18 protein-coding genes are annotated in these 26649 nt (G+C 54.8%); 10 read left to right on the plus strand and 8 right to left on the minus strand.

The window, feature by feature from the left end; all coding sequences use genetic code 11:
• Positions 1 to 65 precede the first annotated feature (65 nt).
• The 8 genes from HDF12_RS04540 (at position 66) to HDF12_RS04575 (ending at position 10750) form a co-directional block, all read left to right on the plus strand.
• Entirely contained in the window at positions 66 to 977 is a 912-nt protein-coding gene (locus HDF12_RS04540; RefSeq protein ID WP_179581417.1) for a bifunctional 5,10-methylenetetrahydrofolate dehydrogenase/5,10-methenyltetrahydrofolate cyclohydrolase, read from the plus strand.
• Between the two features lie 36 nt (positions 978 to 1013).
• Positions 1014 to 4373, plus strand: a complete 3360-nt coding sequence (locus HDF12_RS04545; protein WP_179581418.1) for a TonB-dependent receptor — start codon at positions 1014 to 1016, stop codon at positions 4371 to 4373.
• A gap of 215 nt (positions 4374 to 4588) precedes the next feature.
• Positions 4589 to 6079, plus strand: a complete 1491-nt coding sequence (locus HDF12_RS04550; protein ID WP_179581419.1) for an ATP-binding protein — start codon at positions 4589 to 4591, stop codon at positions 6077 to 6079.
• A gap of 15 nt (positions 6080 to 6094) precedes the next feature.
• On the plus strand, positions 6095 to 6544 hold the full coding sequence (locus tag HDF12_RS04555) for a response regulator (RefSeq protein WP_179581420.1): 450 nt from the start codon (positions 6095 to 6097) through the stop codon (positions 6542 to 6544).
• Complete coding sequence (locus HDF12_RS04560; RefSeq protein WP_179581421.1) at positions 6541 to 8772, plus strand: sigma 54-interacting transcriptional regulator; 2232 nt, start codon at positions 6541 to 6543, stop codon at positions 8770 to 8772. Before HDF12_RS04555 ends, HDF12_RS04560 begins: the two co-directional genes overlap by 4 nt.
• 129 nt (positions 8773 to 8901) lie before the next feature.
• Positions 8902 to 9177 carry an STAS domain-containing protein gene (locus HDF12_RS04565; protein ID WP_179581422.1) on the plus strand — a complete coding sequence of 92 codons (276 nt, stop codon included), beginning with the start codon at positions 8902 to 8904 and terminating at the stop codon, positions 9175 to 9177.
• Positions 9174 to 9779: a sensor histidine kinase gene (locus tag HDF12_RS04570; protein WP_179581423.1), complete on the plus strand. Its 606-nt coding sequence runs from the start codon at positions 9174 to 9176 to the stop codon at positions 9777 to 9779. The genes HDF12_RS04565 and HDF12_RS04570 overlap by 4 nt, the downstream gene beginning before the upstream one ends.
• Positions 9780 to 10513: 734 nt before the next feature.
• A complete protein-coding gene (locus HDF12_RS04575) occupies positions 10514 to 10750 on the plus strand; it encodes a hypothetical protein (protein ID WP_179581424.1) in 237 nt (78 codons plus the stop codon).
• A 633-nt stretch (positions 10751 to 11383) separates the two neighbouring features.
• Here the strand turns inward: HDF12_RS04575 and HDF12_RS04580 are convergent.
• A complete protein-coding gene (locus HDF12_RS04580) occupies positions 11384 to 12697 on the minus strand; it encodes an MFS transporter (RefSeq protein WP_179581425.1) in 1314 nt (437 codons plus the stop codon).
• A 709-nt stretch (positions 12698 to 13406) separates the two neighbouring features.
• Here HDF12_RS04580 and HDF12_RS04585 point away from each other — a divergent pair.
• Entirely contained in the window at positions 13407 to 17384 is a 3978-nt protein-coding gene (locus tag HDF12_RS04585) for a hypothetical protein (RefSeq protein WP_179581426.1), read from the plus strand.
• Positions 17385 to 17463: 79 nt separating this feature from the next.
• Here the strand turns inward: HDF12_RS04585 and HDF12_RS04590 are convergent, their stop codons facing one another.
• The 6 genes from HDF12_RS04590 to HDF12_RS04615 all read right to left on the minus strand — a co-directional run bounded on the left by HDF12_RS04590 (position 17464) and on the right by HDF12_RS04615 (position 23173).
• Positions 17464 to 17850, minus strand: coding sequence for an MliC family protein (locus HDF12_RS04590; protein ID WP_218892297.1), 387 nt, complete (start codon positions 17848 to 17850; stop codon positions 17464 to 17466).
• Between the two features lie 255 nt (positions 17851 to 18105).
• Positions 18106 to 18378: a hypothetical protein gene (locus tag HDF12_RS04595; RefSeq protein WP_179581427.1), complete on the minus strand. Its 273-nt coding sequence runs from the start codon at positions 18376 to 18378 to the stop codon at positions 18106 to 18108.
• 148 nt (positions 18379 to 18526) lie between these two features.
• Entirely contained in the window at positions 18527 to 20950 is a 2424-nt protein-coding gene (locus HDF12_RS04600; RefSeq protein ID WP_179581428.1) for a CHAT domain-containing protein, read from the minus strand.
• A gap of 53 nt (positions 20951 to 21003) precedes the next feature.
• Positions 21004 to 21822 carry a hypothetical protein gene (locus HDF12_RS04605; RefSeq protein WP_179581429.1) on the minus strand — a complete coding sequence of 273 codons (819 nt, stop codon included), beginning with the start codon at positions 21820 to 21822 and terminating at the stop codon, positions 21004 to 21006.
• A 23-nt stretch (positions 21823 to 21845) separates the two neighbouring features.
• Positions 21846 to 22535, minus strand: a complete 690-nt coding sequence (locus HDF12_RS04610) for an anti-sigma factor family protein (protein ID WP_179581430.1) — start codon at positions 22533 to 22535, stop codon at positions 21846 to 21848.
• Between the two features lie 59 nt (positions 22536 to 22594).
• Positions 22595 to 23173 carry an RNA polymerase sigma factor gene (locus tag HDF12_RS04615; protein ID WP_179581431.1) on the minus strand — a complete coding sequence of 193 codons (579 nt, stop codon included), beginning with the start codon at positions 23171 to 23173 and terminating at the stop codon, positions 22595 to 22597.
• A 406-nt stretch (positions 23174 to 23579) separates the two neighbouring features.
• Between HDF12_RS04615 and HDF12_RS04620 the strand changes: the two genes are divergently transcribed.
• The gene (locus tag HDF12_RS04620) at positions 23580 to 25121 is read left to right on the plus strand and encodes a CoA-acylating methylmalonate-semialdehyde dehydrogenase (protein WP_281376761.1); all 1542 of its coding nucleotides are present in this window, start codon (positions 23580 to 23582) and stop codon (positions 25119 to 25121) included.
• Between the two features lie 121 nt (positions 25122 to 25242).
• Here the strand turns inward: HDF12_RS04620 and HDF12_RS04625 are convergent, their stop codons facing one another.
• Positions 25243 to 26628, minus strand: a complete 1386-nt coding sequence (locus HDF12_RS04625; protein WP_179581432.1) for an aminotransferase family protein — start codon at positions 26626 to 26628, stop codon at positions 25243 to 25245.
• Positions 26629 to 26649: the final 21 nt, after the last annotated feature.

Raw genomic sequence — 26649 nt, forward strand, 5'->3', positions numbered from 1 at the left:
TGGCCCGTGAACGCTACAACCAGACTGTAAACTGTCTAAGGACAATCCTTATGACAGCAACTCCAATGATCGGTAAACCGGTGGCGGATGCCATCGTAGCAAAGGTAGTAGCAGATGTTGCCTATCTGAAAGAAACCTACGACGTTGTCCCGCAATTGAGGGTCATACAGGTCGGAACAGATGCTTCCTCCGAAGTCTATTTGCAAAACAAAATAAAGAGCTTCTCCAAGATCGGCATCCAAGTGCGGCCCCACACCTTTGAGTCATCCGTCAGTGCGGCCGAGATAGAAGACCTGGTGAGTGCCTTGAGTGAAGACAGGTCCGTTCACGGAATCATGATTGGGTTACCGCTTCCAGCTCACATCGAAAACGCCACCGGTGCCGCAAGAGGCAAATTCGATATCTTCGACCGCATACATCAATTCAAAGACGTCGATGGTGTGTCCCGGCACTCCACAGCAGAGCTCTATCGAGGGCAACTCGAGCGCCTCACCTTCTTGCCCTCTACAGCTCTGGCCGTTAGTCGAATACTAAAGTTTTATGGTGTTGAAACGACCGGAAAACGGGTCGTAGTCGTGGGAAGGAATGACATCACCGGCAAGCCGATTCACCACATGTTGGGCGGCCGCATGGGAAACGCAACGGTCTCCTGGTGCCACCGCTTTACACCGAAGGAGACGCATGACGACCTGACGAGAGCGGCGGATATAGTCATTACCTGTGTCGGCAGCGCTCGATATCAATTGAAAGCAGATGTTCTTCGCAGCGGATCCACAGTGATCGACGTAGGCACCCGAGTCGACAAGAACGGCAATCTGATCGGTGATGTACATTTCGACGACGTCAAGCACGTGGCAGCTTTCTTGACGCCTGTACCCAGAGGAGTCGGACCCGTTACCGTCGCATGCCTGATGGAAAACGTAGTCAGAGCTACGAGGTTTTGCGTTGGAGAAGATGTGCGCGGATACCAACTTTAGGCCAACTCTATGTACGTCACAATATAATGGCGTCTCATGCGTTCCCTTCAGGTTGCCCTCTTCGTGTTCTTCGTGTCTTCCTTGCTCTGCGCCCAGGAGCTGGCGACTCGATCTTGGGGAGGGACGCTGCAGAACCAAACCGGTGCCTCGACAAAGGACGCAACCATCCGCCTCGTCTCTAAAGAAGGCGAACTCAAATCCAATACCTCGGCAGACGGAAGTTTTCAGTTTCCCAATCTACCCCCGGGCGATTATGAACTCGATGTAACGGTTGACGGAATCGTTCACCACTCTGTGGAGTCACTCAGCCTCAAAGCGGATTCGCCCCGAGCTATCATAACTCTCTTCGCAGATGGCACCGTCGCGGTTGCACTTCGTTCAGAGGAAACCGCTAAGACTGGCGGAGAGAAGCTCTCAAGTCAAACCGTCAGTGCAATTCCATTGAACAAACGCGACTTTAGCCAGCTACTCCTGCTCGCGGCTGGAACCATGACCGACGCGAACGGCCAGACAAACTTCACCCAGCAGTTCGCCATCAACGGACAGCGCGGCGTCGAGGCAGTCTTCGCCATGGACGGCGCAGACACCAGCGACCCCGAGATGGGTGGCGCAACATTCAGTAACTTCAACGTTGATGCCGTCCAGGAGATTCAATCGACCTCAGGCTGGATGCCGGCCGAGATTGGCCGCGGTGCCGCGGGCTTCACCAACATCACAACCCGTTCCGGAAGCAGTGGCTTTCACGGGTCTATCTTCGAATTCCTGCGCAACTCTGCGCTCGATGCGCGCAACTACTTCGATCATCCCTCGATCGCCGAGCCCGGCCGAATCCCACCCTTCCGCCGCAACGAGTTCGGCTTCACAAATGGTGGCCCGGTCATCCTGCCCCACCTCTACGACGGAAGCGGAAAGACCTTCTACTTCGGCCAGTATCAAGGTTTTCGCCAGGTCCTGGGAACGACGCAGGTCCTTCCGGTTCCTACTGCTTCAGAGCGCCAGGGCATTGACACCACCGCCTTTCCGGGCGATACGCTGGTGATCACGCCCACACCTGCGATAGCGAAGATCCTCTCTCGCTATCCGCTGCCAAATAACCCGACAGGCTCCTACGGTGCTAACACTTATGCCGTGTCCTCGAAGGTAGTCACAAACGCGAACCAGTTCTCCGTGCGCATCGACCAGGTACTCTCGCCTAACAAACACCTCACCGCAAGATTCAACTTCAACAATCTCTTCGGTCCCACCACGAACCCCGACCAGACAACCATCGATCCCAGCTTCGGTGTTGTCTACGTCGATCACCAGCGCAATGGAGTCGTTACCTACAACCAGACAGTCTCCCCGCGCTTCTCCTTCGAGAGTTCCATCAGCGCAACTCGAACGACTCCCCAGTTCCCAACGCCCAACCACGTCGATCCTGCGGTGAAGTTCAACGACGGCCTCTTCGAAGCATTCAACTCGGCTGGCGGCTCGGTGATGTCCGCCTACGGTAACCTCTTTGTGGCACGGCAGAACTTCGTAATCAACATCGGGCGCCACCTCATCAAGGCTGGTGGAGAGTTCCGGGCCAATCGCGATACGACTTACTTCGGCATCAGTCCAAATGGCGAGTACGACTTCGGCGGAGGAACCGCCTACTCCCCTGTAAACATCACCTCGCAGAGCGGTGCTCATAACATCCGCGTCGGCGACCCCCTACCAGATACTCTAAGCGGGCTCCTCACCGGGAGCGCTTTCGTCTACACCACTGCGGTCGCGCCCTCTTACGTCTCGGGTGGTGATCACATCGGCCCCGCAGCAATCTCGCGCAACGGCGGAGCGATCTATGCTCAGGACACTTTCAAGATCACCGACCGCGTCGTCCTCGACTACGGACTCCGCTACGAGATCTACTCGCCCATCACCGAACGTGCGCATCGCACCTCGGGCTTCCTCATGAACGGGTCGCAACAGGAATATCTTGACAATCCGCAGCCCGGATATCGGTTCGACTGGGGCGGTATTGCTCCGCGCGTTCAAGTCGACTGGAGGATCACAAACACCCTTCACCTTCACGCCGGCGGCGGCATCACAACAATCCCGCCCAACATCTGGCAAGACAATTTTCTCACCGGCGCCGTTCCCTTCGTGATTTATCCCCACGTTACCGCCGCCGCCGGAGCGCCAATTCTATACGGCTTCCAGATCACCTCTTCGCAGCTCCCAACCTTCTACACTCCAGCCGGGCAGAATGTCTTCGCCAGTGGCAACACCAAGAGTGTCCCTTCGAACACCGTTCTCGACATAGAGCGCTACCAGAGAGATCTCGGCGCACTCTCGCCAGGCGCTCAGTTCACGCCGTTGAATCTGACAGGAATCGACCGCCGCTTCGGCAACGGGTATCTGCAAACGTGGACACTCGGCGCGGAACGTCAGTTCGGCAAACTCACCGCTGACGCCGCCTACGTTGGCACGGCTTCGGTCAAGCTGCCACGCATCACCTTCCCCAACAGCTACTCCGGTGCCTCTCCGGGATTCGCCCCTTTCACGCAGTTTGACAGCTCCGGTAATGCCGTCGGCGGCTTCGGCACAGAACAGCTGATTACAAATAATGCTCATTCCACCTACCACTCGTTGCAAACCTCGCTTGCAGGGTCGGTCGTTCAGAATGGCCCCAGCGTCCAGGTAAGCTACACATGGTCGAAGTCCATTGATGACACGAGCGGAGTCGGGGCAAACGGAAACACCACCGGCGCAGTATCCATCCCGTACCCGCAGAATCCTTTTGATATCCACGCGGAAAAGGGGCCGTCCAGCTTCGACGTCACCCATGGATTCACCATGAGTCTTGCTCAGGATCTGCAGTTGGAGAAAGTGCAGTTTCTGCAGCCGATCAACCGAAAAGTCACCGCCGGGTGGGAGCTGCTGAGTATCTCCACCATCAGCAGTGGCCAGCCGTTTACGGTCTACTCCGGTGTACAGCAGACGGGAGCCGGTTCCAACGGAGTGGATCGACCGAACCAGATCGCAAAGCCGAATCTCTCCACCGCAAGAAAGGTTCGCGAAGACTACTTCGGGCAGGGAGCGAACAACGCCAACTTCTTCTCAATCCCAATCAACGCGCCCGGTGGTACGGGGCCGAATCAAGGTTTTTTTGGATCTCTCGGCAGAAACACCTTTCGCGGACCGGCGTATTACGACTTTGACTTCTCGCTTATCAAAGACACCCCTGTGGGGAGACGCGCGGGCGGTAGTGAACTATTTGATGTGCAGTTCCGGTCAGAATTTTTCAACCTGTTCAACATTGTGGATATGGGCTTGCCAGCCAACACAATCAAAGGCTCGGGATTCGGTGTCATCAGCAAAACCGCGGGAACCTCCCGGCAGATTCAATTCTCAGTTAAGGTGCTCTTCTGAGTCGCTCCATTTGAGGGAGCAGGATAGGACGTCTCTGTCCTTTTGCACCTAACGTTCATGCGGCGATGAAAGGAATAGGAGAGAGCCTGCATGGCTAACCCCGAGCCTTTCCTTTCGGAGGAGCACGAATTCAGCTGACAGTTGGAGCCGCAGCCGAAATTATGAGGGTTATACTTGTGCGACGATTTCGCCAACAACAGAGGTGAGGCGAGCTGATGGCGCAAGGGCAAGCTCATTCGCATAAAATCCTGCCGATCATCCAACGCTACGGCTTCGCGGTCGTCGCTGTTCTTCTTGCCCTCCTGCCAGGGCTTCTGCTGCAACACTATAAGTTTCGCGACGTAGAGTTGCCGCTCTTGCTCTTTGCGATCGCTCTCACAGCATGGCACGCCGGAGTCGGACCCGCAGTGCTATCGATCATCCTCTCGAGCCTGTGTTTCGATTACTTCTTCGCTCCGCCTCTTTATGTTTTTTCCATAACGCCCGCGGACATCCCGGCGATATTGGTACTGATCTCCTTCGCCGTGTTGATCATCCGTTTCAGTGCCGTAAGACATCGAATCGAGACTCAACTCCTTAAGACTCGCGACAAACTTCAGGCGGAAGTAATTGAGCGAACCCAACAGGCGAGCCTGCTGAATCTCACCCATGACACGATCTTCGTCCGCGACATGAGCGATGTCATCACCTACTGGAACAGAGGAGCCGAGGAGTTATACGGTTGGGCGCCATACGAGGCGATTGGGAAACGTTCAAACGATCTGCTGCACACCGTCTTCAGCACACCAAGCGACGACATCGGCGCGGAGCTATTAGAAACCGGGCGCTGGGAGGGCGAACTCAGGCATGCAAAGTCCGACGGAACTGAGGTAGTGGTGGCAAGCCGATGGTCGTTGCGGCGCGACGGGAACAACCTTCCTGTCGCCATTCTGGAAACGAATAACGACATCACAGACCGTCAACGTCGAGAAGAAGAGATTCGTACCCTCAATACCGAACTCGAAAAAAGGTCGACGGATCTCGAAGCCAGCAATAGGGAACTGGAGGCCTTTGCCTACTCTGTCTCACACGATCTACGCGCACCTCTCCGCCATATGGCCGGATATGCGGAGTTGCTCCAGAAAAACTCATCTGCCGCGTTGGACGAGAAGGGGCTGCGGTACATGCGGATGATTCTGGAGGCCGCAAAGCGAATGGGCAATCTTATCGACGATCTGTTGGCGTTTTCGCGAATAGGACGCGTCGAAACGCAGAAAAACCAGGTAAATCTGGAGCAATTGGTGAAGGAGGCTCTCATCGAGATACGGCCGGAGACCAATGGTCGTAACATCGTCTGGAGAATCGACACACTTCCAGTTTGTTATGGAGACCGTTCCATGCTCAGGCTTGTTCTCGTCAACCTCCTTTCGAATGCGGTAAAGTTCACACGCCCTCAAGCGAAGCCGGAGATCGAGATCGGATGTGTCGATGGAAACAGAGATGAGGTAGTGGTATTCGTAAAAGACAATGGTGCGGGTTTTGATATGAAATATGTAGACAAACTGTTCGGAGTGTTTCAACGTCTGCATCATGCCGACGCGTTCGAAGGTACTGGTATAGGACTCGCTACCGTTCAGCGCATTATTCATCGCCATGGAGGCAAAGTCCGGGCGGAGGGGATAGTCGATCAAGGCGCGACCTTCTATTTTTCAGTTCCTAGAATCTAAAGTCAGGATGAAGCCATGGAAAGACTGGGACGTATCTTGATGGTGGAGGACGACTCTAAGGACGTCGAACTCACTTTGACGGCACTCGAAGACTACAACCTCGCAAATGAGGTCGTCGTCGCTCGAGACGGCGAAGAAGCCCTGGACTACCTCTATTGCCGCGGCAAATTCACAACACGTTCCTGCGATAACCCCGCCGTCATCCTGCTGGATCTGAAGCTGCCCAAGGTCGATGGATTAGAGGTGTTGAAGCAGATCAAATCTGACGAGAATTTGAAGTTCATTCCTGTCGTCGTGCTCACCTCCTCCAAGGAGGAAAAGGATCTGGTGACAAGTTACAAACTAGGAGTGAACGCCTACGTCGTAAAGCCGGTCGATTTTCATCAGTTCGTCAACGCCATCAAGGAACTCGGCGCCTTCTGGGCTGTCATTAATGTTCCTCCGCCAGCGAGCGTGAATAAGTGAGCACGAGCCACCGTCTGCGGATCCTCTCCCTTGAGGACGATCCTAACGACACCGAACTGATTCAGGCCTCCCTCGAGACCGAAGGCATAGACTGTGTAGTTACACGGGTCGACACTCAGGCTGCATTCAGCGCCTCGCTGGAACAAGGCGGGATTGATCTCATTCTCGCGGACTATAAGCTTCCCTCGTTTGACGGTCTCTCAGCCCTGAAGCTCGCGACGAGCATCAGCCCCGAGGTGCCATTCTTGTTTGTCTCCGGAACGCTCGGGGAAGAGGTAGCCATTGAAGCGCTGAAGATCGGTGCCACAGACTATGTTCTCAAGACCAGGCTTTCGAGGCTGGCGCCGTCCGTCCTTCGCGCCCTCCGCGAAGCCGACGGGAGAACCGAACGCAAGCGGACCGAGAAAGCGCTCAGTCGCAGCGAGACATTTTTGGCCGAGGCCCAGCGCCTGAGCCGCACAGGCAGCTTCGGATGGAACATCCGCACCAGGGAAGTCTTTTGGTCCGCCGAGACATACCGTGTCTTTGAATGCGAACCGGGGACAACGCCCTCGGTCGAGCTGGTCGTCGAGCGAACCCACCCCGAGGACCGCGAACGTCTTCAACACGTCTTCGAACATGCCTCTGAGACGGGCGACTTCGACATCGAGCATCGACTGATCTCGGACGACGGCTCCATAAAGCACGTTCGTGTAGTCGCGCGTGTCATCAGAGGCGACGAACCGGAAGATCTGCAAATCGTTGGAGCCGTCACCGACGTCACCGAAGCCAAGCGGGCACAGGACGCCCTGCGACGGAGTGAAGGTTACTTAGCCGACGCGCAGAGATTAACCCGCACTGGCAGTTGGGCCTACGACGTAGCCACAAGACGCGGTATTCACTGGTCGCAAGAGAACTTTCGGTTGTTGGGCTTTGATCCAAAAGAAGGTGTTCCCCCGCACGACAAGTTCTTTCAGCGCATCCATCCAGACGACCAGGAAAATTACAGCAACGCCTTCGAAAGCGCAATCACTCATCAACAGCCCGATCTCGACCTCGAGTACCGGGTCGTTCTTCCCAATGGAGAAACCAGGTACGTCCACTCCGTCGGCCATCCTGTCTTCGACAACTCCGGCAACTTCTCCGAATACATCGGCACCGCAATGGACGTGACCGAACAGCACAACGCGAGAGCAGCTCTGGAGACGGCCTTTCAAGAGATACAAACCCTCAAGGATCAGCTCTACAAAGAGAACATCGCCCTCCGCGAAGAGATCGTTCAGACCTCCATGTTTGAGGAGATCGTTGGCGAGTCGCCCGCTCTGCGCGCCGTGCTCGCCCGCGTCACCAAAGTCGCACCAACCGATTCAACCGTCTTGATCACCGGTGAAACAGGAACCGGCAAGGAGTTGATCGCACGCGCGATTCACAAGCGCTCCCAGCGCTCAGCTCGCGCCTTCGTCAGCGTCAACTGCGCCGCTATCCCTGCCTCACTCATCTCCTCCGAGCTCTTCGGGCACGAAAAGGGCGCGTTCACTGGCGCCATGCAACGCCGTCTCGGCCGCTTCGAGTTAGCCGAAGGAGGCACGCTCTTCCTCGACGAGATCGGAGAGCTCCCGCCCGAGACGCAGATCGCCCTGCTGCGTGTTCTGCAGGAGCGCGAGTTTGAGCGCGTCGGTGGCTCCAAGGTAATTCGTGCGAACGTTCGCGTCATCGCCGCGACCAATCGGGACCTTCAGGGGTTGATTGACGCTGGTACATTCCGCGGCGATCTCTACTATCGCTTCAACGTATTTCCCATCGAGATGCCATCTCTTCGACAGCGCCGAGAAGACATCCCTCTCCTGGTCGAATACTTCATCGATCGCTACTCCGCGAAGACAGGGAAGAAGATTCGAAGTATCGACAAGTCGACGCTCGACCGCCTTCGGCAGTACGCGTGGCCCGGCAACATTCGCGAGCTTCAAAATGTAGTCGAACGATCCGTCATTCTCGGCGAATCCGAGATCTTCACTGTGGATGGAAGCTGGCTCTCCGGAGGAGTCGAGCAACCGGATCGAGCCGGCCCAACCCTTCTCAAAATCCCTCCCTCCCAGGAGAAGCGCGCAATCGAAGCCGCGCTCGCCGAGGCGCACGGTCGAGTCTCCGGCCCGTCGGGTGCCGCAGCAAGGCTTGGAATTCCTCCCTCAACCCTCGACTCCAAAATCAAGACGCTCAACATAAACAAACACCGCTTCACAACGAACTAAGCGTCCGAATCCTCTCCCGCTAATTCACGAAATTCGCTAATTCACGAAATTCGTGAAACCGGATACTCTCAGGTCCATTTAGTATCAGCAACTTACAAACGGTCATGCAGTTGCAAATAAATCGCTCAAATGTTCAAGATTCGAAGATCCGAGGACAAGGGGCTTGTGACCTTCGCCCTCAGTGGCCGAATCCAGGAGGAGCATCTACCGGAGTTACAGAAACTCCTGGAAGTCGAGACTCAAGCCAAATCAACCGCCATAACGCTTGATCTCGTCGATGTGAGGCTGGTAGACCGGGAAGCAATCCGGTTTCTAGCCACCTGCGAGGCTCAGGGAATCATGCTCAAGAATTGCCCATCGTACGTCCGTGAGTGGATTGAAACAGGCAGGGGGTATAAGCAATGAATCAAAGCATTGAGCAAACCATAAGCACCATCGAAGCCGTCTCTTCCCGAGACCTCGGCCCGCTCTTGGGAAAGGTGTCCGCCGGCCCATCCGAGCGCTCGTTTGGTGGAGTTCTGCGCCGGGCTCGTCGCGTTTTTGACGACGGCCTCACCATCTTGCCGAAACTCCGCGCTCCAGGGTGCACCTCTCCAACTATCGAACAGTCTCTCTCCGGATTTCTCGAGAATTTCTCAACCGCTGGAGCACGCTGTCAGATCTGGGTCACCGGAAAGCCGCAGTTACTGGAGCCAACGATCCTCGAGGAGCTCACGTTGATTGGACGAGAGGCGCTGGCCAACGCGTTGCAGCACTCTCAAGCGACACTCATAGAGGCCGAGGTAGAGTACTCGACCCGCGGATTGCGCCTCATCGTCCGCGACAACGGACGCGGAATGGCTCGACCCGACGTGCGCTCGGGAACAGACACCCACTGGGGCGTGTCGGGAATGCGTGAGCGGGCAAGAAGGATCGGCGCACAACTCAGCATATGGAGTCGATTCGGAGCCGGGACAGAGGTCGAGATCTGCATCCCGAACCGCTTCGTCGCCATCACGTGGGCCTGATCGAACTCGTAAAACTCAGGAACAGTTTTCTTTGTGCATTCTTTTCTGAGATAACTTCTCCATCGGCTCTTCGCCCTTTGTCGTCTTCGGACCTCTCGTTGCACCCCAATCGAGCTATCTTCCCCCAAACCTAAATCGGCTTTCCTGCGAAGTCGTTTGCAGCAACAAATGTCTTCAGAAAACCGAGGTTCTGCGCGAGCAATCCTGCACCGAAAGATTGAATTCCTAGTTAGACGAACGCTTCAACCGCGCGGAAGGAAATGGGCCGATCAAACTTATTGCGGTAGACACAAAGTTTTCGGTCAAACGGGCTAACATCTCGAAGAGCATCGACCTACTCCGGCATATCACTCTCATCGCAGGGGTCGCCATAGCGACCACCACATTCGCGTGGGCCGAGTGATGCTCTGCAACCACCCTGCTTAGCGCCTTTCATAAGCAAACACCCAAGAATCGTCATCTCAACCGAACCAACTCCATAACACCTAAAAATCGTCATCTCGACCGAAGCGACGGAACGTCTCATCGTCCGTCGCGCAGTGGAGAGCCCCCGCATTTCGCTCTTGCTGTTATCTGTCCTCCCTCGAACCCTGCAATAATCCAGCTATGATCCAGTAATAAAAAGAATCGAGTCCTGCGCGCTTTTAGCGCCGATTCGCCGTATTCCACTGGATGGCCGCTTAATATGCGGCGGCCAACCCTGTGGATCGGCATCGAATATACTAAGTGCTGGCATGAGCGAAGAAGATCTCAAACAACGGCTTGCGTATTTTCAGCAAAGGCTCGAAGAGGCCAAGCGAAGACACTCCGCGAAAGAGCCGCACCCCCGAACCTTCGATGCTGGTTACACCACAGATACCTTCAAGACCTGGGCAGAATCAATCGCCGTTATCAACGAACGCCTTGCAACCATAAACGATCAGCTAAAGGCGGAGACCCAAAAGTCCCATTCAACTTCAAAAGACCGTTAAAACAACATCACCGTAGCTGAAGAACAGCTGCAAGTCGACTCGGGCCTTGAGTTCCAAGCGGGCCGGGCAACTCCTCCGAGAGTTTACTCATCTGACAACAGAACAACCTAAACCTTCTTGTAAGGGAGATCGTCATGGCTGATCAAGCCTCTGCTACACATCCCCATCGTCCAAAGATGGATGGATCATCTGATTCGATTTGTTTGAATTGCTTAGCGACAGTCGCCGCAAAACAAGAAGCTGACCGGTCCGACGCCGAACTACGCCACGTCTGCAGTCCTTACTTCACAGCGAAGCGGACCTCCCTCCTGCAGCAGCCTGCCTGAATTCGGAAGCCTGAAGGTTCTCGCTCACCAGGTAAGTCCGTAAAATACCGACGCAACGAAGTCAACCGCGGGGATGGAGCTACTATCAACATTCCGGCAGAGACTCGTTTTTCCGACGATTCCCATAAGGGGAAAGCTAAAAAATAAATGCTGAATCGGTGGCGTATTTTTCAGAGCCTGAAAAGTGTCAGTCAAATGACCATCTTTACCACGCAATCCACCACGAGATGACCATCAAAACACCACGTTCTAAAACCCATTTCCCCCAAAATCGCCCCAAAAACACACTTAGTGCCCTTTGAAAAATTTATCTCAAAGCAGCGGTAGCCGAGCTGGTCGCGTTCGTGGGTAAATTGTCGGCCGTGCCCATCAGATGGCCCGTTACGAAGCTTCTGCCTCGCTTCTCCGGACCAAACCAGAAGATCAGAAGCAGCGAAACGATCACCAGCGTCTCGAAAGAACATAGCGCCCACGGATAGCCGAATCTGCTCCGTAGCAGGTTCTGCAGCGGCAACACCGGCGAAGCAAACAGGACGCCTAGTTGATACACAAACCCAGGAAATAGCCCGCGAATCGCATCCGGCGCCAGCTCATTCAAATGCGCCGGAATCACGCCAAACGCCCCCTGCACGCCGCTCTGCATAAGGTACGAGCCAACGACAATCGCCAGCACCGACCCGCCGAACGCCCACATCGGCATCGCCAGCAGACACACCCCAAGCGCAGCCATCACGGCATATCGCCGTCCAATTCGTTCCGACATCGCGCCCACCGCAACCGCTCCAATGATCGCCCCAACGTTGTAAATTACAGGAATTCCAAGCGTAGCTTTCATCCCCAGCACGGTCGCACCATTCATCCACGGCAACGTCTTCAGGAAGTCGGGATAAAGATCCTGAGTGCCGTGGGAGAGGCATGTGATCGCCGCCATCAGCAGCAAAAGGTATCCAAAAACACCGAGGTGTTGGAATAGCGTTCCGAAGATATTTCCAAGGGACGGCGTTCGATGCATCCGCCAAGCGGCCGATTCAGGCGCTACCGCAGCCAGCGCCACAATGACTAGGGTGACCCCGACGCCAACGAAGAACATCGTCTGCCAGCCGAACGCCGGTGCAATCGTCTGCATTCCGATCGCCGCCATCAGATATCCAAAGGGATAACCGCCCTGCATCAGGCCAGAGAGAACGCCGCGTCTGTGCCGAGGTGCGCTCTCCATCGCATAGGAAGCACCAATGCCCCAATACCCGCCCATCCCGAGACCATACAACAGCCTCATCGCCAGAAAGATCCAGTAGGTTGGTGCAAGCCCGCTCAGAACCGTCACGGTCGAGAAGTACAGAACGCATGCGATCAGAGGCTTCTTGCGGCCAAACCTGTCGGCCAGGGCTCCAAAGAAGAGCGCTCCAATCGGCCGCATGGCCAGCGTAAGTGTCATGCTCCACACAATCGCGGCCTTCCCCACGTGAAATTTGCCCATCAGCTCCGATATGAGAAAGACGACGACGAAAAAATCGAATGCGTCGAGAATCCATCCCAGGATGCCGGCTGCCACGGCAAATCTCCATCCTGGAGCTCCAGCTTCAGAAGTTGCTGCAGCTGCTTCGGTCTCTTCAAAATGCATAAAGGCGGTCTCTCTTCCGGCGAAGCTAGGCGATGGATGATCGTCAGTGTCTAGAGAACAGACAAACCTTCGACCACCTCGAACAGCGTTTTTGATCCCTTGCAGGAATACTATCGCGTCGTGGTTCGTGTTGAATGCAGGTCTATTCCAGTCGGCAAGATTTCTCTCGTCATTAAAACCAAGAGTCTTCCATTGGAAGGTTGAGTCTCTCATCAGGGCATCTCCTGTGGCTCACAGAAGAAACGCCTATCTCTCTGCCTTCACTATTCCCGCAATGAAACCAACTACTCGGAAGGGCTTAGATAGCTTTCTGAATGGTCGGAGTCGGTCCAGAGGGAAGAACGACCGATTCGTCAGAAGCGGTCAACGGTGACGCCTGGAATATTTGCAACAAAGATCCTGACGCAGTGATCGTCGGAAGGGGGCTAAAATCTTGAAACAAGAAGAACGAGCGCTCCGTAGATCCATGCGGCGCAGCCGAAAGGAAATGCGAGCACTACCGGGGCCGGCGAACTTTAGGTGTCTGTCTGCTTTCGGTGCCCAGTCAAGAACCGACTCTTTGTTAGATCGATTCATTTGCCCCAATTGCGAAGACCCTCTTTATTCCATTACCTTGGCCCGTCCACGAAATTGGCTGACTGGTATCGTGCCCAAATAGTTGGGTCTCGGGTCCTACCATTCAACGAGAGTGAATCCAGGGAAGGGCAACATGAACAAAGGACGAAGCGTCATCGTCGGCACAGCCGTACTTGCTGGTGCGATGGTCTACGCCGGAGTCACCTTTCCCAACGCATCTGCGATTGCAAAGCCGCCCACTACTACTGAAGCGACACTCGGACCTGTAACGGGAGAGGGTCCTTGGCGTGCCTCCTGTAAATACTGGACCGCCGCGCGTTTAATCAAGCCCTTGGGTCAGGAGGAGACAAATCAGCCGAAGAACGCACAGAGAGAGAGTAAAACCAGCGCGGTTTCTCAGCTCGTGGCATCCATGAGCAGCCCGAAGACTGACTGTGAAGGTGACGATGACTGGGGTATTCCTCAACTACCGTCCGATCACATCGACGCAGCCACGACAACCTCGACGGAAGATCTCCACCAGCCAGAGATCCGCGTCATCCTTGCGTCCGTCCCCGACCCTATTCACAGTCATCTGGCACTCGAGTTCGATAGAACCATCGATTCATTCATGCAGGCAGCAGCCGACCGCCGATATCTTAGCAGTAACTACTGGTTTCCGTGGAAGATTCAGCATGGCTCCGACGCCGTCAATGAATCATCCACCAATGCGACAAACACCGAGGAAGATCGCTACCGGGAGCAACAACCGGGGCTCATCATTCTCAAATACAGTCCCCAGCGAGACGAAAAGAACTTCTCCTGGCTTAGCTACCATCGCGTCATCTATCTCTTTCTGGTAAGCGAGTCTCCCGCCTTGGGCATGAACGGCCTTCAGCTTCGCAATGCGCTCCGTTACGAAGCCATGCTGCGAAGCCGATACGGCGCCAAGCTTTCTATGAGCGACGATGACTCTCAACTTGCCGTCATTGGTCCCGGATCCTCAGGTTCCGCCGCCTCTCTTCGCGAAGGAATTGTTAATGCACCATTTGCCGAAGAGGTCATTCCATCTGAAGAAAAGAGTCGTGAAAAACTCAAGACCAAGAACGGAACCAGAGATGGATTCGAAGGTGCAAATCAGGCCAAACCAAAAGATATAACCAACGTCATCGTAGCGGGTACCACCTCGACACTCATCGCCGACGCCGAACTGAATTCGCCGTCTTCAACCAGATTCATCACGTACTACTCCTTTGGAGAAGACACCGTCTCCGAAGAGCATCGAATCCTCGACTCGTTTAGAAGCGCTCATTCCGATGAGCAACATATCGCTATCCTTAGCGAAGACGACACCGTCTTTGGAGAAGCCAGCAGTCGCCCCAGCGTGCCAGATACATCGGAGGGGCTAAACGCGACCGGGTGGCCATACAGGCCAGCCATGCCGGATGAATCCGCCGCGCCTTATCATCCAATCTATATTCGCTTTCCGCGAGAGATATCGCTCCTGCGAAATGCTCAGGGCGAGAAGCCAGGAAAGAATTCTTCTTCAGAGATCCCCACTCCCTATTTGAATCTGACGCTCAAAGACTCGAGTGCAGATGACACGATGCCTCGGTTTTCTACGACTCAGACGCCGTTATCGCAAGAGGCACAGTTGATGGCCATCGCTCATCAGCTTCAGCGAGCGCGTGTCGAATATATCCTTATCACCGCGTCAAACATCCTGGACGAGCTCTTTCTCGCTGAGTTTCTCCATCGCGCCTGTCCAGACGCCAGGATCGTCTTCTACAACGGCGGCGATCTGCTGGTCGAACGAGACGTTGACAACGCCCGCTACATCGGCTCCCTTACGATCTCTCCGTATAACCTGACGACGTTGAGCAGGCCATTTTATGCGGGCCGCGCCTTCTCGGACTCGCAGGCCGAAGCTACCTATAACGCCGCCAGTTACATCTTGTGGAAGGGATCGAAGGACCCGAAGACCCAGCCGTTAAATTTCTCCGGCTATCTACGTGGGGAGGACAAGATGCAAGCCCCTCTCTGGGCAACGGCCGTCGGTAGCGATGGGTACTATCCTCTTGGACTCGTCAATGGATGCGCCAGCGAGTGGCCCCGGATTCTACCGAGTTTTCATGGCGCAGAACCCGTACCGTGTTCGGAGAGGGAGATATCCTCCATGCAACTCCTTCCTCTTCCGTCTCCGAATGCAGCTCCATCGTTGGCTTGGTCTATTCTCTGCGTCATCCTTACTGGTCTCTGCATCGGTCACGCCGCCATCATGCTTTCAGCAGAGTATTGGTCGCCCTTCACCCGTGATCTGGCGATCGATCAGAACGATCAGCCTCGTCGCAGATCGGTCTACATCAATATCGGAACCTCCGTACTCTTCTGCATGTCGTTCGTCCTGGCCTCGCCGATGTTTCTCATCCTGCGGGTCTACCGATGGGAAAGAAGCAATCTCGTTGTCGCCTCTATGACCCTGCTTGTCGCAGTCGCGGCCGTGCTCGCCACTCTCTACAAGACGTGGCCTTATCTCAAATACGAGCCTCAGAGAAATTCGAAGTATCCAACAGGTCTCTACTTCTTGTTCAACCTGCTCGCGTTTGCCACGCTCATTGTGGTTCCACTGTTCTGGCTTCGGATCTGTCTGCACAATGCTGCGAACGGTGTTCCCACTTATGTAGGCCTCTTCTTTAGTTATCGTTCGCTTCACCCCGGCAGCGGTGTCTCCCCTGTTATTCCGGTTCTTCTGCTGCTCTTTGGCTGGTACCTATGGGCAATCTTTCAGACGGCGCGTCTCCGCTTCTCCACCATGAACCGCCCCAGACTTCCCGATCAAGTCGCCATTGCATCCTCCTATCCCCTCTACGTTCCCGACCGCCAGCTAAGCGCGTGTAGAAATCCGACTAACGTCTGTCTCTTTGAAAACATCAGTTGTCTTCTCATCACCCGCGAAATCCTGCGTCGTTTCACTCGGTGGCCTCACAGAAAACTGAATGTGATCTTCTTCATCATCTACCTGGGCTTGTTTCTGCTTTGCGTTTTCTGCGGCCGTATTCAGAGCCTGGAGCGGTTCCTCTTGCATCCTAGTTACGGGCCTACACCCTACGAGTTCCTCATCGCCGCGCTCTTCTTTCCACTCATTATGGTCGTCCTCACAGGATGGTTGCGCATGATCTTCGTGTGGGGATCCCTCAGTCGCGGCCTCCTCGAGCCACTGGAGCGAATGCCCATTCGCGCTGCCTTCAGCCGCCTCAAGGAGGTTGGGTGGATGACCATGCTTAGCCAGAGCAGCCTCCACATCCGTTGGCGCGACATGGCGCGTTCGAACGAGTCTGTCCGCCAGCTAGTCAATAACGAAGAGCTTCGCAAGGCGATCGACGATGATGCGAAATGGACCGTTTTGAAGAACGCGCATGATGATCTCAGTCTGAAGCTAAAGCAGCTAAGAGAGCACATTCAGTTTCGAAAAAGAGATAAGAGTCTGCCCATTCCTCCAATGGAATATCCGCGGAACGACTGCGACCTCCCGCCGGAGGAACATCGCCAGGATCTTAGCTTCATCTACGCCATTGAGAAACGATATGCTGCTTTCTGTGAATTAATCTTGTCGGATCTGTTGATCCCTTACTGGGATAACCAACGTGTCGGCTTTGTCGAAGACGATGGGGATGACCTCGGCGCAAACCGAGCCAAACCGGAGACCCCCGCGCAGGATCCCCTTCCAATTCTTCTGGCGGAAGAGCTACTTGTTATCCGCTACGTCGCGCTCATCCGGTCTGTGCTCGTAAATATTCGCTACCTCATGCTCTTCACCTGCGCGGCCTTCGTGCTCTCCATCGTTGCGTGGAACTCGTATCCCTTTCAGCCCCATCAACTGATTGACTGGTGTTTCACTCTCCTGCTTGTCTTCCTCGGTACCGGTGTCGTCTGGGTCTTCGCCCAAATGCATCGCAATTCCATCCTTAGTCGCATCACGGATACAGCGCCCAACAAACTCGGTCTCGACTTCTACATCCGAATCGTCACCTTCGGCGCAGCTCCGGTTCTCACGTGGTTGGCTTACCAGTTCCCAGACGCAGGTGGCAATCTTCTCAGAATCCTTCAACCTGGTCTTCAAGTGGTTAAGTAATTTTCCATGCAGTTCTTCTTCAAAGCAGGCCGGGATACATAAATCTTGAATGCTAGTTCAGCTGTGCGAGTGATGCGGATCATTCGGCACGATGACATTCAGAGGTCATATTGCCATCGATAGAATCCGACGAAAAGGTAACCCCTCGGCCTCCCGCATCCCACCAGATGAACCCTCCGGCCGCGTACCGCGCGCCAGAACCTGAAACTACATTCGCAAAGATGAGCGAATGCCCAGAGACGGGAACGATCGCAAGGCTGTTACCTGCTCCGTTAATATATTCAACCGAAAAAACTTCCGCAGGCAGTCCCATTTTACTTCCTTGGGCGTCACAGCGGTACTTCATCATATGCCGCGAGATCGGTTCCGAGCCACTTAGGTGAATCGTTAAGTCAGTCGCTCTCGCAAAAACGGAAAAGGTGAGAACAGCCACACCGGCCAGAAACCTATTAAATGAGGCGCTCATAAATTACCTCTTCGTTCGTGATTGAACCTCGAAAGTGCAAACATCATAATCCCAAAGGTGATGGCTCTCGATAACTTCGTATGGGTCTTCCATAACAACCTGAGTTGGTCCTTGTAAGTTATTCCAGAAAACGCTTGAGCCCAGCGGAGATGATTTCAATCGATAAAAAAGATAGAAACCTGCGGAGGTGATGTCTCCCGTCACCTCTCGCAGGCGTCACCAGCCCGAACAACTCAACTTGGCTGGAACCTAAGATCAATTCGTCTGGACTGCCCTCGAGGCAGCCATTAACTGCTGATGCAGATCCATCAGATTCTCGGTATAGACGACGATCAGATCGATCATTGCAGCGAAGTAGATTCGCTCCGCGCCGCTCGTCCAGCCGGGACGATGAATGACTGACAGCAGCTCTTCATAATAACTTTCACTGGGAAGCCTGCAAACAGCATGTTTAGCTTCGTCGAGCTTCTCTTCAAACCGAAGCTGATTTATCGATGCCTGGGATGTTACCTGTTTCAGCGAAGCCATCAGTTCTCCTGTCAAGTACGTGTCTGCGCAAGCACACCCTGTAGTGACGGTCGGACCAAAATCGTTTCAATTGTGCTGAAACCATTTGAAAAATAGCTAAATCAAGAAAGTCTCTGATTTGAACCTTTTGAAGATTGAGATAAGGCCTCTACGAACCGGCATAGAGTTGAAATGCTGCCCAATACATAGGCTTGCGCGTGACACCATCAGAACGCATCATCGCTAACTTGGCCGTTCGAAGCGCCTCGTCCGGTTTGCTTCCGCTTTCAAGGCCGCCATACAATCGGTCCATGAGTTGCGGTGTCGAAGCGTCGTTCACCTCCCACAACGCTCCGATTACGTTATGCGCTCCCGCCCGCAAGAACGCCCAGGACAAACCCACCAACTCCTCGCCCGCGTAAGCGCGTAACCCTGATCCGTAGCAGGATGAGATAGTCACAAGTCTGGCATGCAACGGATGATGCACGATCTCCCGCGCATACAACTTATACTCCTCGGGGTGAGCCGTTGATGCCGAAAGCACAACCGCCGAATCCAGCGGACTAAGCCGGCTTGCGGTCCCGTGAGCGACGAAGTGGATGTACTCAAAACGATCCGGCCTGACCGTTCCATACGCCGAAGGCACTGCCTCTGCCTGCGTGAGCACTGTCTCGCGATCCACCGTAAAATGCCTCTTGATCTCATCCACTTCAGCCGGCGCGTTTCGCAGGCTTTCATACTCTGTGCCCGACGAGACTGGATTGCCGATCAACAGTAAATTGTCCGCCTCATTTGAAGAAGAGACAGAATCGACCTTCGACAGAAGCCGAATCGAGTTCGCGTTCGTCAGCGTCACATCCTCGATCCAGTAATGAAGCTTTCCGACCCCCGGCTTAAGCAGCGTCTCGAAATTCAATCCGTTGAGGCCGCCGTCAGGAATGATAAATACCTTCGCCCCATCCGGGATCATAGACGCTGCTGGAGCGACGATCGTGTCATAGAGATATCTACCGTCAACGTTCGCCTCCCGCAGCGCATCGCTCGATCTCAAAATCGCCTTCTGGTAGGTCTGGACATGAGATTCGATCTCTTGTTCCTTCGGAAGCAAGAAGAGACTCGTATGAGTTGCTGTGATTGCCCACAGATAAGACTTTTCTGATCCAAGCGAGTAGAAGAGAATTACGGCATTGAGCTTACGCGCGATCGCCTGCGGATTCATCACCTCACGTAGAGTCGGCGAATTCTTTCTCGTCCCGAGCCCCTCGGCCAGAGTGCGCGCTCTCCCAAGGTCGAGAAGCTTCAGGGCTTCGTCTTCCCTATGCGAAGCGATTAAAAAACTAGCGTAGTCTCTGTAAAGATCATTTCCGTTCGCAAAGAAAGGTAATTTCAGTTCTTCATCTGTGACTTCGTTTCTCTTATCCTCAAAGGTCTGAATAGATCTTCGGTACCAGATCTCAGCTTGTTTTTGGTTTTGTCTGACGGTGAAGTATTTTGCGAGGCCGTCTTCAATCTGCCATCGCACATAAGGGGCTCCCTCCGCGCTCTCATACACCTCCATCAACATTCGTTCTGCATCTTGCCCGTTCGGCTGATGTATCGCTAGAAGTGCCTGCACGAACTTGGCGTCAATCTCCGCTCCCTTGTCGCCGGATAAATTCGCTGCACGGACTGCCTCGTCGCTTTGAATCTTCGCGGAATCGAATTGCCCCTCTTGGAAATACAAGAGTGCTAGTTGTGTCTCGATGTCAGAGATCTGATCCGTAGCATTGATGGCGGTTGCGGACTTTAGCGCTCGTTCGTAGCAGGTCTTCGCCTCCTTGAGATCCCCGAGTTTGTAATAAGACGAACCGGCCTCCCATAACCAAACGACCTGTGCGCTTGTAGTACCTATCTCCCTGGCTTCTTTTTCAGCGGCCTGGAAATTCGACAGAGCCTTCTCGTAATCTCCAAGCCGATAGAACGCGTCACCCATATCTCCCATCGCCGCTTCTGTTACCTGTCTTGCCTGCACAGATCTTGCAAATTTAGTCGCTTCCTGCAGCAGAGCCACCGCTTCGTCGTAATGCTCCATCTGCAAAGCCACATATCCAAGATTTAAGAGATCGCTGGCTTCGAGGAAAGCATCCGCATGGCCGCGCGCAGCCTGCAAACTTTTTCTATACAAGTCTGAAGCAGCAGTCAGGTTATTCCGGTTGAGCTGTATCCTCGCTTCGGCATTGAAAACCTCACCGTCTAAATGCGAATTACTCAAATCGCATAAGACCCGCGCCTGGCGTAACTCTTGATCTGATTGTTGGGATTGGCCCAATCCCGCATGCGCCAGGCCACAGAGCAAGTCCCTTTGGATTGCTGCATCCCCTGTGTCGGGATACGAGACCGTCTTATCGTCGAGTAAGTGGAGGACATCCGTTCGGCGTCCCTGATAGGTGAGAATCTCGCCTTCCAGGAGGCGAAACTTCATCGACCAGTTTGCATCTCTGCTGGCGAAGCGTTCGCGTGCCTCCTCCGCTTCCGCTTGTGCCACATCCAGACTGCCATGCAGAAAGTCGCTTCGGATGTGCTCGAACGTCGCCGCTGGATCTTCGATGCCCACCGAGGAACGGCATCCCAAACCGCTAATGGCAAACAGCGAGGCGGTGGCCAGTACTATGGCGGAACAGTACGGCCACCAGTGGTCAACGAAGATATGTTCAGGTTTCCTTCTACATTGCAACCTAGCTCGGCCCGAATCATCGATAACGAAACCGTCCCGCGACTGATAAAAAATTCTCCAAGGAAGATCCTTCCGAACTCCGGAATCTCCAAAACGTGGCCGAAAGATCTGCCTGGAACCGCCTGATCCACGCCATCCACCAAGGAACACAGAACACATCGATCTTCTCCCGGCTTTGGATCCGAATCCATCCAACCAAATCTGTCGCTCACCCATCCGGCTTTCTTTGCGTTAGCGCTCTTGACTATTTTGCGACCCTGATCGCGGCTGGCCTGCTGAAAGTGTTTGTGGGAAAGTGGTTCGTCAGCTTCGCCCCGTAGAGTCATGAACTTTTCGTTCATCACTGGTGCAACGTCGCGCCCAGCTACTCGAAGCTGGTCGAACCGAGATCCAGCAAACGAGATTCGAGGGTATTTGCCGTCTTTGGAGTATTCGATAGAGACCTGGGCCACAATCCGCTCAGCCGTCAAAACCTCCAGAATGTTTAGTCCCTCGACCACAGAAGTGGTCACCATAGACCAGGGGCCGTCCGTCTGTTGTTCTCTACCCGAAACACGAGTATAAGCCGCACGGCACGAGACGATCGAATCATGATTAAACGATCCGGTCGATGTCGTCACATGGCCGCCGACGGCGGGCAGTAAGGAGTGTGCCTGCGACGGGATTATTTTCTGAGAAGGATGTTTGACGAATCCGCCTAGCGAGTGCGCGTCGGATTGAAAGTAGAATGTCTTCGTTGAAACGGGTCGCATATCAGCCCTTCAGTTTCAGTAGTCTAATCCTGAACGTTCAAAGTAAAGCGATAGTGAGCTAGTTCAACAGCGGGCCCGACCGAAGCTCGATCCGTATCTCCCCGTACTACCAAGGTGTAACTGCCCGCCACCTTTTCGACTCCGGGGACTCGTATCGAAACAGTATCCTTCGCTTCCTGCGCAGAGACCTGGACGTGCCAGGCAAGCGAGCCGGAAGGTGAATACAGAGAGCAAGTGTAGCTCATAAAACGGTCTTGTGTAGGAACATCGACAAGTAAAAGAAAGGGTTTAGCTTTCGACACTGTGATCGCCGCCGCGCCGTCGCCGCGGCTATTTCCGTTTACTAAGGAGAGAGAAGGCAGAATCTCTGGAGCCTTCAACTGAGCAATCTCGTTAGTCAAATGTGGATACACCACGATATTTTGGTAAGCGGTTACCAGCAGCGACGCCGCCAGTGCCGTCCAGGCAAATACCGGCTTCCACTGCAGCATAGAGCGGGATCTCTTCGGGGCCTCCGACGCCGGCTTCGAACGGGGAAAAGACTTGAGTTCATGCTTTGCTGTATCAAGGAATGCAGCAGTCGCGCGGAGATCGGCAGCGCACTCCGGACAGTCGAAGAAGTGTGCTTCGAACTCATCACGCTCTAGAGGGGACATCTCTCCCAGCAAATACTTCTCTACCGCTTTGCTCTGTGTGGCTTCGAAATGGTCCATTGGGAAAAATGCCTCAACTCTATAGTGTTTCCGGCCGCAAAATCGTGTCACGAACTTCTTTAGTTCATTCTGCTGTCGCCTAAGTGGCTTATATAAAAAGACTTGAAAGATTGCTTGGCCCGGTGTACCAACACCCTCAGATACTCCCGGTTTATGCCAAACTCGGCGCAAACCTCATCCTTGTCGCGCTCATCCAGCAACACCGATTGCAGCAGCCGCCTATCCCGCTCGGTCAACTCCGCCATAATCTGATGAACGATTCGATGCGCATCCTTCGTCTCAAGAAGACTGAGAGCACTCGGTTCATGATTCACCAGGGACGCTTCCGTGTCGGGGTCGAGGAATGACTCGGTCTTGTTCTTGGAACGGTAATGCTCCAGCAACACATGGTTACAAACCGAATTTACAAACGCCCCCAGGCGGTCAGGCTCCCTCAGGCCATGTGCCGAGCGCACCAGCACCAACACCCGCACAAAGGTCTCCTGTCTCACATCTTCGATGGCTTCTCTGGAGTTTAATCGCGAACGCAGCTTAAGCTGGATCAGTTCTCCGAAGTAGCTTACAAAGTGCTCCTCGGTGCGGGCGTCTCCGGATCGGAGCCTCTCCAGATAAGCCGCGTCGAACGCAAAAAATTGCAAGCTCTGTCCCCCCAGGCGGCTGTACTTGCGCCCAAGTTTACACCGTAGGACGAACTTGTCACGAACCGCTCCGGTAATCGTGGGTTCGGATCTTTTTGTATCTTGATGCCCCGTTCCAATTGACCATTTCGACTAGGTGCGGGTGGTGTTCACCAAGAGTGAATCAAGGCAGAGAAGCGCTGCAAATCGAAATACAAGACTCCCGCCCGTAAAGGCGCGATACCCAGATAGTGCCTGCCAAGTCACGACCGTTTCACAAGTTCCGGAAAAAGAAAGTTGACTTCAAACTGTAACAATCCCTTCCACGTCGTAGGCCCCTGCCGATCGCGCGCCCCATCGACCAGGCGGGATTCGGAGTTCTCTTCCTCCGACTGGTAGGATAGTGCTCTCAAGAGGAGGCCCGCCTATGTCCGCCACATCCACACTGACCCCACCCAAAGCCACTGACCGCCAATTGAGAGAGGTCCACCACTGGGTTAACGGCGAAATCATGGTCGGAGTTTCCGGACAGTTCGGGGACATCTACAACCCCGCTACCGGGAAGATCCAGGCCAAGGTCGCGCTCGCAACCAGCGCCGAGGTGGATGTCGCTGTAGCCGCCGCCGCTGCCGCATTTCCAGGATGGTCGTCACTGCCGGCCCTCCGTAGAGCCCGTGTACTCTTTCGGTTTCGTGAAATCTTCGAGCGCCGTCTCGACGAAGTGGCGACCCTGCTCACCAGTGAACACGGAAAGGTTTTCTCGGATGCAAAAGGCGAGGCGACTCGCGGGCTCGAAGTCGTCGAGTTTGCGACCGGCATCCCCCAGTTGCTCAAAGGGGAGTTCACCGAGCAGGTCGGCTCCGACATTGACAGCTGGTCCATGCGGCAACCTCTCGGCGTAGTAGCCGGAATCACGCCCTTCAACTTCCCCGCGATGGTGCCTATGTGGATGTTCCCCATCGCCCTCGCGTGCGGCAACACCTTCGTTCTCAAGCCAAGCGAGCGCGACCCCAGCGCTTCGCTGCTCCTCGCTGAGATGCTCAAGGAAGCTGGCCTGCCCGCCGGAGTCTTCAACGTCGTCCACGGCGACAAGACCGCAGTCGACGCGCTCCTCGCCCATCCAACCGTACAGGCGATAAGCTTCGTAGGCTCCACGCCGATCGCCGAGTACGTCTACCGCGAAGGAACCAGACACGGCAAACGCGTGCAGGCTCTCGGCGGCGCCAAGAATCATATGATCGTCATGCCCGACGCGGACCTCGATCAGGCCGCCGACGCGCTCGTCGGCGCAGCCTACGGATCTGCAGGCGAGCGATGCATGGCAATCTCAGTAGCCGTGACAGTAGGCAATGCCACCGCCGACAAGCTGATCGGCAAAATCGAGCATCGCATCGAAGGCTTGCAGATGGGCGATGGTATGAAAGAGGGCGCAGAACTTGGCCCGCTGGTCACAAAGGCTCATCTGGAACGAGTCACCGGCTACCTGCAACACGGTGAGTCCGAGGGGGCAGAATTAGTGGTTGATGGACGCAAGAATGCGCTCACAAAGGGGGAAGGCTTCTTCCTTGGTGCTTGCCTCTTCGATCACGTCAAGCCAGAGATGAAGATCTATCGCGAGGAGATCTTCGGTCCAGTGCTGGGCATCGTACGAGCCAGCGACTTCGAAACAGCGCTGCAGCTGATCAATGAACATGAATACGGCAACGGCACCTCCATCTTCACGCGCGATGGCGACACAGCACGAGACTTCGCGCACCGAGTACAGGCCGGCATGGTCGGCATCAACGTCCCCATCCCTGTTCCGATGGCGTTCCATAGTTTCGGCGGATGGAAGCGTTCTCTATTCGGGGATCACGCGATGTATGGCCCGGAGGGTATCCGCTTCTACACCAGACTGAAAACAATCACGTCTCGCTGGCCCACGGGCATACGCAAGGGCGTCGACACTTCCATGCCAACTCTAGGCTAGGGCTGCGGTCCAATCTCCCTCCCGACCAACGGGAGGACCAATGCAACTCACCAGCCAAGGCCGGTACACAAGTCACGAAGTGACCGCCCCACGCGGAGTGGGCCCGTCCGGCAGGACGTACTCAAGCTCCGATAGCAGCGTCAGCCAAGTTCAGATGCCTATCCAGAACCGAGATGCCAAGGTCAATCTGTTCTTTAGTCACAATCAGCGGCGGAGCAATCACAAAGTGTGAAACCCATGCCTGGATCGTGACTCCATCCGCCAGTATCTTCGCCGCGATCTGATCCACTAGCAGTGGCTTCCCAGAAACTTTATCGGAATAAGTGTTGAAAGGCTCCTTAGTGATTTGATCCTTCACCAGGTCGACCGCCCAGAAAAGGCCCTTTCCCCGAACATCTCCGATACTTGGATGTTTAGCCTTCAACTCCATGAGCTTGCCTTCAACATAGGGCGCAAGCTCACGCGCGCGCTCCACAAGACCGAGCCGCTGCATCTCGCGAATCGTAGCGACCGCAGGAGCAAGCGTAAGCGGATGCGCCTCATACGTATGGCCATGGGCGAAGTAATGATCCTGAAAGTAGTCGGCTATCTTCTCACTCGTCGCGCAGAGACCCAGCGGCACATAAGCCGAAGTAATTCCTTTCGCCGTGACCAGAATGTCCGGAACGACTCCCCAATGATTCATCGCGAACCACTCCCCAGTACGCCCCCACCCGGTCATCACCTCATCCGCAATCAGCAGAACGCCATATTCATCGCAGATCCGGCGAAGCTTCGGCATGTACTCTTCCGGAGGAACGATCACACCGTTCGTGCCGACGATAGGCTCCACCAGAACAGCAGCCACATCCGATTCATTGCGGATCATATGCTCAATGTAGTCCGCGCACGCAATGCCACATCCCGGATAGGTATGTTTGATCGGGCATTTGTAACAGTGAACCTCCGGCGCAAAGAGAACACCCGGACCCTTGCCGCCCGGCTCCATAGCCCACCGCCGTGGGTCTCCAGTTGCAGCGATTGAGCCAGCAGTCGAGCCATGGTAAGAGCGGTAGCGAGCGATGATCTTCGTCTTTCCGGTATACATGCGCGCAATCTTGAAGGCCGCCTCGTTAGCCTCTGTGCCGGAAGTGGTAAAGAAAAACTTACTGAGGCCCTTGGGTAACACTTCGAGTAGAAGCTGAGACAACTCCGCTCGTGCCGTAGTAGCGTAGCCCGGCATAGCGTAGCTCAGCTCTTGTGCCTGCCGCGCAATCGCATCAATAACAGCTTGATTCTTGTGACCAAGGTTTGAGCACATCAACTGCGACGAAAAGTCCAGATACCGCTTGCCCGATCCGTCGACGATATAGCAGCCCTCCGCGCCGACGATGTGCATCGGGTTCCAACCTTTTTGGAGTCGCCAAGTGCCGTAGTTATGCTGTCGTGTCAGGTCGACAACCTGCTGGCTGGTGAGCGGTTCTGACTTATTGGAGCTCTTAGGCTCGACGACATCAATGGGACTCATGACTGCATCCTATTCCTGAGA

The organism is Tunturiibacter gelidiferens (assembly GCF_013410115.1).
Taxonomy (GTDB): domain Bacteria; phylum Acidobacteriota; class Terriglobia; order Terriglobales; family Acidobacteriaceae; genus Edaphobacter; species Edaphobacter gelidiferens.